At 64.1% G+C, this 14,227-nt stretch carries 9 protein-coding genes; 2 read left to right on the top strand and 7 right to left on the bottom strand.

The window, feature by feature from the left end:
- Positions 1-19 precede the first annotated feature (19 nt).
- Positions 20-1,915, bottom strand: coding sequence for a phosphodiesterase DibA (dibA, locus tag DM373_RS02605; protein WP_110992070.1), 1,896 nt, complete (start codon positions 1,913-1,915; stop codon positions 20-22).
- Positions 1,916-2,065: 150 nt separating this feature from the next.
- On the opposite strand from dibA, the gene desA reads away from it, so the two are divergent.
- On the top strand, positions 2,066-3,250 hold the full coding sequence (desA, locus tag DM373_RS02600) for a delta-9 fatty acid desaturase DesA (RefSeq protein WP_110992069.1): 1,185 nt from the start codon (positions 2,066-2,068) through the stop codon (positions 3,248-3,250).
- A gap of 139 nt (positions 3,251-3,389) precedes the next feature.
- A complete protein-coding gene (locus DM373_RS02595; protein WP_110992068.1) occupies positions 3,390-4,379 on the top strand; it encodes a GGDEF domain-containing protein in 990 nt (329 codons plus the stop codon).
- Positions 4,380-4,417: 38 nt separating this feature from the next.
- Here the strand turns inward: DM373_RS02595 and DM373_RS02590 are convergent, their stop codons facing one another.
- From DM373_RS02590 to DM373_RS02565, 6 genes are all read right to left on the bottom strand, one after another.
- A complete protein-coding gene (locus DM373_RS02590) occupies positions 4,418-5,197 on the bottom strand; it encodes a hypothetical protein (RefSeq protein ID WP_110992067.1) in 780 nt (259 codons plus the stop codon).
- Positions 5,198-5,334: 137 nt separating this feature from the next.
- Entirely contained in the window at positions 5,335-6,672 is a 1,338-nt protein-coding gene (locus tag DM373_RS02585) for a response regulator (RefSeq protein WP_110992066.1), read from the bottom strand.
- A gap of 132 nt (positions 6,673-6,804) precedes the next feature.
- Positions 6,805-8,082, bottom strand: coding sequence for a 4-aminobutyrate--2-oxoglutarate transaminase (gabT, locus tag DM373_RS02580; protein WP_110992065.1), 1,278 nt, complete (start codon positions 8,080-8,082; stop codon positions 6,805-6,807).
- A gap of 189 nt (positions 8,083-8,271) precedes the next feature.
- Positions 8,272-9,714, bottom strand: coding sequence for an NADP-dependent succinate-semialdehyde dehydrogenase (gene gabD / locus DM373_RS02575; protein WP_110992064.1), 1,443 nt, complete (start codon positions 9,712-9,714; stop codon positions 8,272-8,274).
- Positions 9,715-10,028: 314 nt separating this feature from the next.
- The gene (locus DM373_RS02570) at positions 10,029-11,702 is read right to left on the bottom strand and encodes an aryl-sulfate sulfotransferase (RefSeq protein ID WP_110992063.1); all 1,674 of its coding nucleotides are present in this window, start codon (positions 11,700-11,702) and stop codon (positions 10,029-10,031) included.
- Positions 11,703-11,719: 17 nt separating this feature from the next.
- Entirely contained in the window at positions 11,720-14,056 is a 2,337-nt protein-coding gene (locus tag DM373_RS02565; RefSeq protein ID WP_110992062.1) for a TonB-dependent receptor, read from the bottom strand.
- Positions 14,057-14,227 lie beyond the last annotated feature (171 nt).

Here is a 14,227-nt window from a genome sequence, read left to right as displayed (position 1 = left end):
CTTGCCCCGCGATACGATCTCAGCCCCAGTGCAGCTCCGCCGCCGGCACCGGCCGCCCGAACCAGTACCCCTGCCCCAGCTGGCACTGCTGCTCCAGCAGGAAGCGCGCCTGCTCGGCCTGCTCGATGCCTTCGGCGTGCACCTGCATGCCCATGCTGCGCGCCAGGGCGATGATCACCCGCACGATGGCAATGTCGTCATCGTCGAAGGGCAGGCCCGCGACGAAGCCCTGGTCGATCTTCAGTTTCTGCACCGGCAGGCGCTTGAGGCGCAGCAACGAGGAGTAACCGGTGCCGAAATCGTCGATGGCCAGGGTCAGCCCCAGCTCGCGCAGGCGGTGCAACTGCTCCAGCGCCACTTCCGGGTCTTCCATCACCGCGCTTTCGGTGACTTCCAGCTCCAGCAACGACGGGTCGAGGCCGGTGTCGTGCAGCACATCGGCCACTTGCCGGTACAGCTCGCGCTGGCTGAACAGGCGGCTGGAAATGTTGACTGCGACGAACGCCAGCACCCGGCCGTCCTGCTGCCACTGCACCATCTGCCGGCAGGCCTGGCGCAACACCCAGGCGTCGATCTCGGCGATCAGCCCGGTGCGCTCGGCAATCGGAATGAACTCCCCCGGCGGTACCAGGCCCCGTTGGGGATGCTGCCAGCGCACCAGCGCTTCGACGCCGATCATCTTCGCGTTGAACAAGTCGTGCACCGGCTGGAAGAACACCCGCAGTTCCTCCTGTTCCAGCGCCCGGCGCAACTCGCCGGCGGTCTCGACCCGGTGCTGGGCGTGGGCGGTCAGCTCTTCGGTGTACAGCGCGTAGCAGGCGCGGCCACTGCTCTTGGCCTTGAACAACGCCGAGTCGGCGTTGCGCAGCAGCTGTTCGGCGCTCAACGCATCGCTGGGGAACAGGCTGATGCCGATGCTGGCACTGATGAACAGGCGGTGGTCGTCAAACGTGAAGGGCTCACGCAGGCGCTCGATGATGCCCTGCGCCAGCTTGCCGGCCTGGCCGACCTGCTGGCAGTTCTCGGCCAGCACGCCGAATTCGTCGCCGCCCAGGCGTGCCAGGGTGACGCCATTGCCCACCACTTCGCGCAGGCGTTCACCCACCAGCTTGAGCAACTGGTCACCGATGGTGTGGCCAAGGCCGTCGTTGATGCTCTGGAAATGATCGAGGTCGAGCAACAGCAAGGCGCAACCGCGTTTGTTCAGTTGCGCGGCAGCCAGCGCCTGCTCGGCACGGTCGTTGAACAACAGACGGTTGGGCAGGCCGGTCAGCGGGTCGTGGTGGGCAAGGTAGGCGAGCTCCTGCTCGGTGTGCTTGATCGCGCTGATGTCGCTGAACACCGCCACATAGTGGCTGAGGTCGCCGCTGTCGTCGCGAATGGCGCAGATGGTCTGCCATTGCGGGTAGATCTCGCCGCTTTTGCGGCGGTTCCAGATCTCGCCGCTCCACTCGCCCTTGGCATTGAGCGCGGCGTAGATCTGCTGGTAGAACGGCGCGCCATGGCGGCCAGACTTGAACTTGCTTGGGCGCTGGCCGATGACCTCGTCCTGCTGGTACCCGGTGATGCGCATGAAGGCCCGGTTGACGTGCACGATCAGGCCGTTGCGGTCGGTCACCAGCACGCCTTCGAGGGTGCTGTCGAACACCGCCGCGGCCATGCGCAGGCGTTCACGGTCTTCGCTGCGCAGGCGTGCGCCGATGCCGATGAAGTTCAACAGCCGGGCGCGCGAGACGAAGATCAGCAAGGCACTGAGCAACACCCAGACCACCACATTGATCTGCCGGCCCACGGTCAGCGCCAGCGGGTCCTCGGACATGCGCTGCAATACCAGCTCCGACAGCGTCAGCCAGAGGATCGAAAGCAGCAGGTAGAGCCCGGCCATACGCAAGGCGTCGCGAACGGAAACAGACATGTCGGGTCGGTGAGCCCATGGAAAATGAGGGGGCATTATAAAGGCTGAAACACCCTGTGACTTCCTATCAAAAAGGCCGACTGGTTTTATTTGCCTGCCAAGGGATAATGCCAGCGCTGTTCCCCTGTGTTTACGAGGGTTTTCCCCGCTATGTGGTACTACGGTTTGCTCGATCTGTCGGCCTGGCAACTGGTCGCCGTCACCCTGCTGATGACCCATGTGACCATCGTCAGCGTCACCATCTACCTGCACCGCTACTCCGCGCACCGGGCGCTGGAGCTGAATGCAGGCCTCAAGCATTTCTTCCGTTTCTGGCTGTGGCTTACCACCGCGCAGAACACCCGCGAGTGGACCGCCATCCACCGCAAGCACCACGCCAAGTGCGAAACCCCTGACGACCCGCACAGCCCGCTGCACAAGGGCCTGGGCACCGTGCTGCGCAAGGGCGCCGAACTCTATCGCGAAGAGGCGCGCAACGAAGAGACGCTGCGCATCTATGGCAAGAACTGCCCGGACGACTGGATCGAGCGCAACCTCTACACGCGCTACAAGCTCGGCGGCATCGCCCTGATGGCGGTCATCGACCTGCTGCTGTTCGGCACCATCGGCATCACCATCTGGGCGGTGCAGATGATGTGGATTCCGTTCTGGGCCGCCGGCGTGGTCAACGGCCTCGGCCATGCGGTGGGTTACCGCAACTTCGAATGCCGCGACGCCGCCACCAACCTGGTGCCCTGGGGCATCATCATTGGCGGCGAGGAGCTGCACAACAATCACCACACCTACCCCAACTCGGCCAAGCTCTCGGTACGCCGCTGGGAGTTCGACATGGGCTGGATGTGGATCCGCCTGCTGAGCATGCTGCGCCTGGCCAAGGTGCAACGGGTGGCGCCCATCGCCCATCGGGTCGAGGGCAAGGCGTCGCTGGACATGGACACCGCCATGGCCATCCTCAACAACCGTTTCCAGATCATGGCCCAGTACCGCAAGCTGGTGATCGGCCCCTTGGTCAAACAGGAGCTGGACAAGGTCGACGCCTCGGTGCGCCACCGCTTCCGCCGCGCCAAACGCCTGCTGTCGCGTGAGACCAGCTTGCTGCAGGACCGTCACCACGTGCGCATCGAGTCGATGCTGGCGCACAGCCAGTCACTCAAGACCATCTACGAGAAACGCCTGGCGCTGCAGCAGATCTGGGCGCGCACCAGCGCCAACGGCCACGACATGCTCGCCGCCATGAAGGACTGGGTGCACGAGGCCGAGGCCAGCGGTATTCAGTCACTGCGCGATTTCGCCGCCCAACTCAAGACTTACTCGCTGCGCCCCACCGGCGCCTGATGGCCGTTGATCGGCATGCCCCGCAATGGGGCGTGCCGACCGGAACTTCCCCCTCCGATACCACTCCAACGCGGCACATCGTCCGCGTGGCGGGCCGGTTCGTGGCCGCACGCCCCACGTCGAGAACCGTTCCGTGCACATGGCCAAAGACCTTACGCCCACGTTTACCGACCCTCCCCGCCCCGAAGCGGCCCAGACGCTGCTCGCCCTGCTGCATGCCCAAGGCGAAGTGGCCCGCCTGAGCGAGCGCGAGCAGCTCTATTCATCGCTGCTCGACAGCGTCAACGCCGTGCTCTGGGCCTTCGACTGGGAAACCCGCCAGGTGCTCTATGTCAGCCCGGCCTACGAACGCCTGTTCGGTCGCCCCGCCAGCCTGGTGCTGGCCGACTACAACGAGTGGCGCGACGCCATCTACCCGGACGATCTCGAATACGCCGAGCGCAGCCTGGCCCAGGTGCTGGTAAAGGGTACCGTCGAGGACCGCGAGTACCGCATCCTCAATGGCGCCGGTGAAGTGCGCTGGGTCAGCGACAAGTGCTACATCAACCAGCAGCGCGAGGGTGATCAGCGGGTGATCATCGTCGGCATCGCCGAGGACATCACCGAAAAGAAGCAGCTCGAAGGCGAGTTGCATCGCCTGGCTACCACCGATGTGCTCACGCAAAGCAGCAACCGCCGGCACTTCTTCGAATGCGCCCAGCAGGCGTTCGTCAATGCCCGGGCAGAGGGCACGCCGCTGGCGTTCCTGCTGTTGGACATCGATGACTTCAAGCTGATCAACGACAGTTACGGGCACCAGGAAGGCGACCAGGTGCTGCAGCGCATCGCCGACAGCGGCAAGGCCGTGCTACGGCGTGGCGACCAGTTCGGGCGGATCGGTGGTGAGGAGTTCGCCGCAGTGTTCCCCGGCTGCACTGCGCAGATGGCCGAGCAGATCGCCGAGCGCCTGCAGCGGGAGATCCAGCACTTGAGCTTCAGCCACGGACAGCAGACTTACGGCGTGACCGTTAGCCAGGGGCTGACCGGGCTGACTGATGAGGACGAAACGCTCGACAGCCTGTTCGCCAGAGCTGATGCGGCAATGTACCGCGCCAAGCGGCAGGGCAAGAACCAGATCGTAAAAGGCTGATCGATTACCCGCCCGTTATGTGCAGCAAGTAGCTCATTTCATTTCGTAACGGCTAACAACCACTCGTAATCGATCCGGCCGCTACGTGGCCCGGCCATCACACCTCCAGGCTCTTTCTCCCGGCCCTCCCTGAACGCGACATCGAGAATATGCCGCTCAAGGTCGGTGATTTCGCCCGCAAGGGCGTCAGCTTCGGCAGTGTATCGCTTGATCAATGCTGCCTTCCTGGAACTTGTTGAATAGTTCATGGGCACCTCTGATATCTGGATAGTGGTTTGTTCATCAATCGCCCCTAGCGGCTTCACAAGACGCCCGGCAGAATCACGCACGAAACCAAGGGATAAGTACAAAGTTTCGACACCCGGGTCGGGTTGTTGAACCTCGATTCGCGAGTACCTGAGCATCCGTGCGTATTCAATAACGGCCAACACCAACAGCGAGGCCACCAGGCCTCTCAAAGGATTCTTCGGGCCTGGTTTGCCCTCCAGCAGAATGATCTTGATGCAGTGATTGCTTCTGCGGGGGCTGGCGTAGCAGAGACCGCAGAGCACATGCTCAGACCACAACGAAACGTCGAATCCCTTGAGATCTCGATCAGCCCAGCGTGAAACCTCCTCCCAGGGAAAGTGGTGAGTCTGCTCGTCCCAGGATTGCAAAGCTTCGATCGCCATGCTTCCAATAGGCTCGAAACGCACCTTTTCAACGTCGAGCTCAGCACCAGGCGTGCAGAACCTATTGGAGAATGCTTCATGGGCGAGTATTCGCGCCCTGGAACGACAGACCTGATAGCGCAGGCCGCGATGCCTGTAAGTATTCATCCTCAGCCACAACCTTCCTGCCATTCCGTTGGTGGAGTGGCTGGAAAACTACGCCTGAAGAACTTCCATGGATACGAACGGACGTCCGCAACACCTGTAGGACCGATCCCAAGTCTGATGCAACACCGCTGCGCGGCTCAGGCTTGGCGTTCGTCTCCGTCCACGGGCTCGGCATCTGCTGCGGGAGTTACCAGCAAATCAACCTCCGGCTCACTCTCGTCAGCCTGTGCCGCCAGGCGCTCAGCCTCCTCCCGTGCCAGCGCTTCGGGGTCCACCTTGCGCAACCGCGTCAACTCCGGCAGCCCGAGCTTGAGCAAGCGTGCCGTCTTGCCGCTGGCGACCTTTTCCAGCCCTTCGCTGGGTCTGAGCCGCGCCAGCTGGCCGGCCAGGCTCATGGCCAGGATTTCCCGCGAGTAAACACCGCCGCCCAACTGATACACCGCAGCGATCAGCTCGCGCAGGTTCAGCGGCAAGCGCCAGCGGGTGCGTAGCGCCGAGCCGAACGGCGCGCCGAATTCGTTGAGCGACAACTGAACCTGGTCTTCATCCAGTTCGCCGCCCGCCAGGCGCCACTCCTGCAAGGTGCGTAGCACCGCCAGGTCACCCAGGCAATGCAGCAGCCCCGCGCAGTAGCAACGGCCTTCGTCCACCTCGAGCATGCGTGCCAGGGTGCGGCCGTACTCGGCGGTGTGCAGGGAAAAATCCCAGTAACGGGCAGCGTGCCGCGCCAGCAAGGGGTCGCTCAAGCGCGCACTGCGCTTGAGCGTCAGGCCCAGAATGAGGTTCATGCTCTGGGTGCTGCCGAGCTTGTTCAGCGCTTGCATCAACGTCTGCACCGGCGCATCGCGGTGCATCGCGGCACTGTTGGCGGCGGCGATCAGCACCCCGGTGATCTGCGGGTCGTTGCGCACCTCCTCCTCGAGCACCTTGAGATTAAGGCCCTCGGGATTGAGGGCGCGCTTGATCGCCACCTGCACGTCGGCGAACAGCGGGCCGCCGTCGGCGGTTGCGCGGCGCTGTTCGAGGAAGGCCGACAGCTTGAGCCCCGGCGGCAGCGCCGGGACCGGGCAGGCAATCTGCTCGCCGACGTGCACCAGGAGGTCTTCCAGGCGTTTGCGCAGGTTATCCAGGTCGAGCGGTTTGCTCAGGTAGGCGGTGGGGTGCAGTGGCAGCGCCTCACGTACGCTGGCGGTATCGGTGCGGTTGCTCATGAGGATGAACGGCATGCCCGACTGTTCACCCTGCTTGCGCACCTTGCGCAGCAGGTCGAGGCCATCGAGCCCGGCGAGTTCGCGGGCAGCGATGATCAGGTCGGGCTTGGTTGCCAGCGCGCTCAGCGCCTGGGGGCCATCGGCACAGACGTGCAGGCGTGCATCGCAACGCACGCTGAGCAGCATTTCGCTGAGCATGTCACGCACCCAAGGGTCGCCCTCGGCAATCAAGACACAAGGGGGGATGGGGTCGGCGGCGCTCATGAGCGAGTCTCCTGTAATGGCGCGCGATCCTTCGCAGCTTCCACGGAATCCTCGTACAACCTTAGCGCCTGAAGCCGACAAACGGCATAAAAAAAACCCGCCTAGGCGGGTTTTTTCTGAAGCGTGTCACATTCAGGCGAGTTCGGCGAAGCACTCTTCGATGATCGCCAGGCCTTTGTCCAGCAGGGCGTCTTCGGCGGTCAGCGGCACCAGGATGCGCAGGACGTTGCCGTAGGTGCCGCAGGACAGCAGGATCAGGCCCTTGTCACGCGCCTTGGCGACAACCTGGCCAACGGCGGCGGCGTTCGGGGTGTGGGTACCCTTCTCGAACACTTCCACAGCGATCATCGAACCCAGACCGCGGACGTCACCGATGATCGGGTACTTCTTCTGGATTTCACGCAGACCAGCGGTCAGGCGCTCGCCGACAGCCTTGCTGCGGTCCAGCAGTTTCTCTTCCTCGAACACTTCGATCACGGCCAGGGCCGCAGCGCAAGCGATCGGCGAACCGGCGTAGGTGCCGCCCAGGCCGCCCGGGGCGATGGCGTCCATGTACTCGGCCTTGCCGCACACACCGGCCAGCGGGAAGCCGCCAGCGATGGACTTGGCGAAGGTGGTCAGGTCAGGCGCAACGCCCATCTGCTCCATGGCGAAGAAGGTGCCGGTACGGCCAGCGCCGGTCTGCACTTCGTCGGCGATCAGCAGGATGCCGTGCTGGTCGCACAGGGCGCGCAGGCGCTTCATCAGCTCTTTCGGCGCTGGCAGGAAGCCGCCTTCGCCTTGTACCGGCTCGAGGATGATCGCGGCGATGTCGCGCGGCTCGGCGTCGTTCTTGAAGATGCGCTCGACCGAAGCGATGGCGTCGTCAACGCTGACACCGTGCAGCTCGCTCGGGAACAGGGCGCGGAACACGCCGCCCGGCATCAGGCCCATGCCGGCGGAGTACGGCACGACCTTGCCGGTCAGGCCCAGGGTCATCATGGTACGGCCGTGGTAACCGCCGGTGAAGGCGATCACGCCAGCGCGGCCGGTAGCGGCACGGGCGATCTTGACGGCGTTCTCGACAGCTTCGGAGCCGGTGGTGACCAGCAGGGTCTTCTTGTCGAAGTCACCTGGGACCAGCTTGTTGATCTTCTCGCACAGCTCGACGTAGGGCTCGTAGGCCAGCACCTGGAAGCAGGTGTGGCTGACCTTGGTCAGCTGCTCTTGCACGGCCGCGACCACTTTCGGGTGCAGGTGGCCGGTGTTCAGTACTGCGATGCCGCCGGCGAAGTCGATCAGTTCGCGGCCTTCAACGTCGATCACGGTCGAGTTCTTCGCGGTATCGACGAAGATCGGGTGAATCTGGCCAACGCCACGTGGGACGGCGGCGACACGGCGTTGCATCAGGGATTCGTTGGTCTTGCTCATAATGCCCTCATTCGCGCCGACTCTGACGGCGCTGTTATTCGGGGGTGGCTGGGTGTGTTCACGTTCAGTATTCGTTGATCGACTGTCGTGAACGCCCTGGCCACCAGGTACTGCGGTGTCAAAAAGACCAGCGAGGCGTCGCTCTCGCGCCCCGCTGGCAGAGGTAAATACTGCTCTGTCAGTCAGCGATCAGACGCTGATGCACAGGTATTTGATTTCGAGGTAGTCCTCGATGCCGTACTTGGAACCTTCGCGGCCCAGGCCCGAGGCCTTGATACCGCCGAACGGCGCTACTTCGTTGGAGATCAGGCCGGTGTTGATACCGACCATGCCGTATTCCAGGGCCTCGGCAACACGGAACACACGGCTCATGTCGCGGGCGTAGAAGTACGAGGCCAGGCCGAACTCGGTGTCGTTGGACATGGCGATGACTTCGGCCTCGTCCTTGAAGCGGAACAGCGGCGCCAGCGGGCCGAAGGTCTCTTCCTTGGCGACAGCGGCGCTCGATGGCACGTCGACCAGGATGGTCGGTTCGAAGAAGTTGCCTTCGATCAGCTTGCCACCGGACAGCACCTTGGCGCCTTTGGAGACGGCGTCTTCGATGTGTTCCTGGACCTTGGCGACAGCCTTGCCGTCGATCAGCGGGCCAGTGGTGGTGCCTTCTTCCAGGCCGTTACCGATCTTCAGCTTGGCCACGGCGGCCTTGAGCTTCTCGGCGAACGCCTCGTAGACGCCGTCCTGCACGTAGATACGGTTGGCGCAGACGCAGGTCTGGCCGTTGTTGCGGTACTTGGAGATGATCGCGCCCTCGACCGCCTTGTCCAGGTCGGCGTCGTCGAACACGATGAACGGCGCGTTGCCGCCCAGCTCCAGGGAAACCTTCTTGATGTCCTTGGCGCATTCTTCCATCAGCTGGCGACCGATTTCGGTCGAGCCGGTGAAGGACAGCTTGCGTACCAGGGAGTTGCCGGTCAGCTCGGAGCCGACTTCGCCGGCGCTGCCGGTGATCACGCTGAGCACGCCAGCCGGGATGCCGGCACGGGTGGCCAGCTCGACCAGGGCCAGGGCGGAGTACGGGGTCTGCGAAGCAGGCTTGAGCACCATGGTGCAACCGGCGGCCAGCGCCGGGCCGGCTTTACGGGTGATCATCGCGGCCGGGAAGTTCCACGGGGTGATGGCGGCGGTGACGCCGATCGGCTGCTTGATGACGATCAGGCGCTTGTCTGGCTGGTGGCCTGGGATGACATCGCCGTAGACACGCTTGGCTTCTTCGGCGAACCACTCGATGAACGAAGCGGCATAGGCGATTTCGCCCTTGGCTTCGGCCAGCGGCTTGCCCTGCTCGGTGGTCATCAGGCGGGCCAGGTCGTCCTGGTGCTCGATCATCAGCTCGAACCAGCGACGCAGCTTGCCGGCACGCTCTTTGGCGGTCAGTGCGCGCCAGGCCGGCAGCGCCTTGTCGGCGGCCTCGATGGCGCGGCGGGTCTCGGCGGCGCCCATCTTCGGCACGGTACCGATCACGTCACCGGTGGCCGGGTTGGTCACCTTGATGGTCTGACCGCTGTCCGCATCCAGCCATTCACCGTTGATGAAGGCTTGCTGGCGGAACAACTGAGCGTCTTTGAGCTGCATGTCGGCTTCCCTTAACTGCGCTGCGGCACGGCGCGGCGCGAATTATTGATTGTTGAAAAGGCGCCCCCATGCGGGGGCGGCCGTCAGGAATTCGTGTACCCGGGTGTTCGATGCCTGGGCGCTGAGCGTTTGAAATCTCAAACGGAATGCTAAGCGGGGGCTGGGGTGTTGGACAATAGGCTGTTCGAAAAAAAGAACGAATGGTCGGAATTCAGATCAGCGGAAAGCATCGCGGGGCAAGCCCGCTCCCACGCAAGCATAAGTTGGCGTGGGAGCGGGCTTGCCCCGCGATTGGGTCAGGAAAGGCTAGACGATCAGAACGCCTTGTCGAGATCGATCACCAATGCCCGATACCCCACACTCCCCGGCTGGCGGCTGTGCACTTTCAACTCCACCGCCACCTCCTGGCTTCCTCGGCGCACTTCATTGAGCACCGTCGTGGTGAGCTTCTCAGGCGTCAGGTAATTCACCGACGCGGAATAGATGAACTGGGTGTCGGTGTCCGCCCGGTAGGCCACCACCGAGGTGATCGGGCTGTACCACTCATCGCCTCGCTCCTTGCCGTACTGCCACACCTGCTCGACCGTGCCCTTGGCCTCGTCGACCTTGTATTCCACGGCCCGGCTGTAGTTGCCGCTGAGTTTGGTCGGGGCAAAGTCCCGGCCCCAGCCATTGTCGAACACGGTCAGCGTGCCGTAGCCGGTCAGCCAGGCGGTGTGCTGGGTCCACGACCATTCGAAGCCCTCGCCCACCGGCTTGAGCACTTTGTCCTGCAAATGCGCAGGCCAGCCCTGGGGCGAGGCGAGAATCCACTTCACCTGCTTGTCGCGGCCGATCTTCACCACACCCTGGTGCCGTGCTGAAACGATGATGCTGTCGTCATCGGCGTCGTAGTCGATGGCATTGACGTGGGCCCAGTTGCGCCCGGTGCCCACCCCCGGCGTGTCGCCGAACGGCAGGTCGCCCTCGGCCAGCTCGTTGGCCAGCCGGTCGTCCTGTTTGTGTACGCCATCCGGGAGCTGGATCGCCGCCTTGCCCAGGGTTTCCAGCAGCTCGCCGCGGTACGGGTCGAGGATCTGGTTGAGGTCCCAGAAGTCCAGCACGTCACCGGCCTCGCTGACCTCGATGATGTGGTCGCGGATCGAGCGCACGCGCTTGCCGTCCGGGCGCCGGTAGTCGCTGGTACCTACCCGCAGCAAGTAGGTGCCGTTGGGCGTCTCGCGGATCTCGTGGGAAAAGTCGGCGAACTTGTCCGGCAGGTTGCGCTGCCAGATGCGCCGGCCGAGCAGGTCGTACTTGGAGTAGGTCTGGCCCTGGCCCCAGATCAGTTTGCCGTCGCGGGTCTGGTGGAAGCCCATGGTGCCGCCCAGGCCATCGCGGTGGTTGGAGTCGTGGATCTGCTCGATGTCCAGGTACCAGCGCACATCGCCGTTGCTGTCGGCGATCCAGTTGTTGCCCACCGAATCCCACTCGGCAGCGCCGCCCAGGCCGTTCCACTTGAAGGCACGCCCGCCGGGGATATCCGCCAGCAGGTGGTTGAACAGGTACAGGCGCTGCTCGAAGCCTGGGGCGACCGTGACCGGCTCGACCTCGGGCAGGGCTGCCGTCTGCTTGGCCACCACCGGCAAGCGCACCGCCGGGGCATAGATTTCATAACGTTCGCGGATGCGCTCACCGTCGAGCTTGTAGCTCACTTCCACCTGGTTGACGTGGTCGGGGTACAGGCCGAACACCGGGATGCCGCCGTAGGTCCACAGCGAGCGCTCGGACACGTCGTAGCTGATGGCCACACCGCGCTCGCCGCGGCCCAGCACGCGCACATGGGCGGCGCTCAGGGTGCGGCCACCGTCGCGGATGATCGCGGTCAGCGGCGCCAGGCGGTAGGGGTTGACCACCACGTCGCCGAGCAAGGCTTGGTTGCGCTCGGGCACCTTGGCGGTAACGCAGGCGCCTTCAGGCAGGTCGTGCGGTTGGGTCTTGGCATTCATGGCAAAGCTCCTTGTGCTCAGAAGTCGTAACGGGCGGTGGCGCCCACGGTGCGCGGGGTGCCCAGCACGCCGGCATAGCCGCCATTGGCGGAGTTCCACAGGCTGGTGAAGTAGGTCTTGTCGCCGGCGTTCTTCACCCACAGCGACAGGTCGAGCACGCCGTCGCCCTGGTCCAGGCGCACGCCGGTGGAGAGGTTGACGATGCCGTAGCTGGGGATCTGCCCGTAGTCGGAGTCGTCGATGGTGCCCACCGCTTTCGAGCGGAAGGCGTAGCTGGCGGTGACGTAGGGTTCGATCCGCTCGCCGAGCTGCCACTTGTACTGGCCGTTGAGGTTGGCGATGTACTTGGAGGCGCCGACCACCTGGTGCCCGGACAGATCGCAGGTGGCCGTGGCACTGGCCAGGCTCACTTCCGGCGGGCACGGGGCATCGTCGTACTCGGTGTAGCGCACGTCGTTCCACGAACCGTTGAAGTTGAGCGTGAGGCCGCGCACCGGCAGGGCCGTGGCTTCGAACTCCAGGCCCCGCGAGCGCACGCTGCCGGCGTTGGCCAGGTACTGCACGCGGTTGATCTGGTCGTAGACGTTGGCCTGGTAGCCGTGCACCTCGGTCCAGAACAGGTTGCTGTTGAGCTGCAGGCGGCCGTCCAGCAGGGTGCTCTTGACCCCCAGTTCGGCATTGTTGGCGCGCTCGGTGCCCACCAGCAGCGAATCGGTGCCCAGCCGTGGCGCCGCGCCGACGGTGAGGTTGACCCCGCCGGACTTCTCGCCGTGGGACAGGCTGGCATAGCCGAGTACTTGATCGTTGAAGCGATAGCTCAGGCTGAGCAACCCGGACGGGGCGAAGCTGTACTGGTTGAGGTCACCCGAGTCATAGGCGCCCACCCTGCCCTGACGGGCCGCAGCCGCCGCACCGGTGACCGCCGCGCCACCGAAGGGTGCATCGCGGGTCACCCAGGCGCTCTTCTCTTCATAGGTGCCGCGCACCCCGGCGGTGAAGTCCAGGCGCTCGGTGAGGTGCCAGGTGCCTTGGGCGAACAGGGCATAGCTGTCGGTGTCGATGTGGCCGTTGCCGATCGTGGTGACGTTGGCCAGGGCGCCGGCCGGGGTCAGGTTCCAGATATCCGCCTGCGGGCCGTTGTAGGTGAACGACTTGTTGTCCAGGTCCTGCTTGAAGTAATAGGCGCCGAGCACGTAGTCGAAGAAGCCGCCCGTTGGCGAGGCCAGGCGGATTTCCTGCGAGTACTGCTTGTCGCGCACCGACACCCCGGCGTTATGGAACACCGGCACGTTCAGGCCGTCATCGTTGCGCGGGGTGAAGTCCCACCAGCGGTAGGCGCTGATGGAGGTCAGGGTGAAGTCGTTGGGCAAGGTCCAGTTGGCCTCCACCGAGGTGCCGCCCTGGAACACCTTGACCATCTGGTCGGCGTCGAAATTGACCTTGCGGTCCTTGCCCGATACCAGCGTGGCGCCGGCCTGGCGGGCCAGGCTTTCGTAGCGGTTCACCCCGTTGATGGTCGGCCCGGTGCTGTACAGGCTGAGCACGCCGTTGTCGGAGTCCTCTTCGTTGTATTCGCCGATCCAGCGCAGGTTGAAGGTTTCGCTGGGCTTGAACAGCAGCTGGGTACGAAAGCCCTGGCGCTTGCCGCCGTTGAGGTCGTGGCCGTTGTAGATGTTCTTCACATAGCCGTCGTCCTCGGTGTGGTAGGCGCTGATACGCCCGGCGAGGGTGTCGGTCAGCGGCCCGGAGAAACTGCCCTGGGTCTGCCAGTAGCCGTCCTCGCCCAGCGACGACTGCACGCTGCCCTCCTGGTGGAAGGTCGGCTTGCGGGTGGTGATGTTCAATACCCCGGCGGTGGTGTTCTTGCCGAACAGCGTGCCCTGCGGGCCACGCAGTACCTCCAGCTGCTCCACATCGAGCAGGTCGAACACCGCCATGCCCGGGCGCCCCAGGTAGACGTTGTCCAGGTACACGCCGACGCTGCCTTCCAGGCCATCGCTGGCCGGGTTGTTGCCCAGCCCACGGATGGAGATGCTCGACTGGCGCGCATGCACATAGGACACGTTGGTACTCGGCACCAGTTGCTGGATGTCCTGCACCCGGTAGATACGCTGGGTTTCCAGGGTTTCGCTGCTCAGCACGCTGATCGGCGTGGGCACGCTCTGCGCGCTCTCTTCGCGGCGGCGGGCATTGACGGTCACGGTGCCTAGCTTGGCGTCCTGCTGGGCGACGGGGGTGGCCGTGGCCGGCTCTTCGGCAAAGCTGCTGCCGGCAGCGGCCAGCAGCAGGCCGGCGGCCAGGGGTTGCAGGGCGAACAGCGACGCGCGCAAAGGCCTTGGGGAAAGTCGGGACATGCAAATGCTCCTGGAGGCATGGGCCCTGGCGAGCATTTCCGTTGGCGGAACCGAATCGCGGTCAGAGGGGCTTTATTCTTTTAGGTGATATAAATATTTGTAATTCATATTTTGTGGAATAAGTGACTCCCTTTATAAGGTTCACAACCCTTCCCAGCAATTGCATTCCAC

It is taken from the genome of Pseudomonas sichuanensis (genome assembly GCF_003231305.1).
In the GTDB taxonomy this organism is placed as follows: Bacteria; Pseudomonadota; Gammaproteobacteria; order Pseudomonadales; family Pseudomonadaceae; genus Aquipseudomonas; species Aquipseudomonas sichuanensis.
This window is presented reverse-complemented; position numbering and strand designations above follow the sequence as displayed.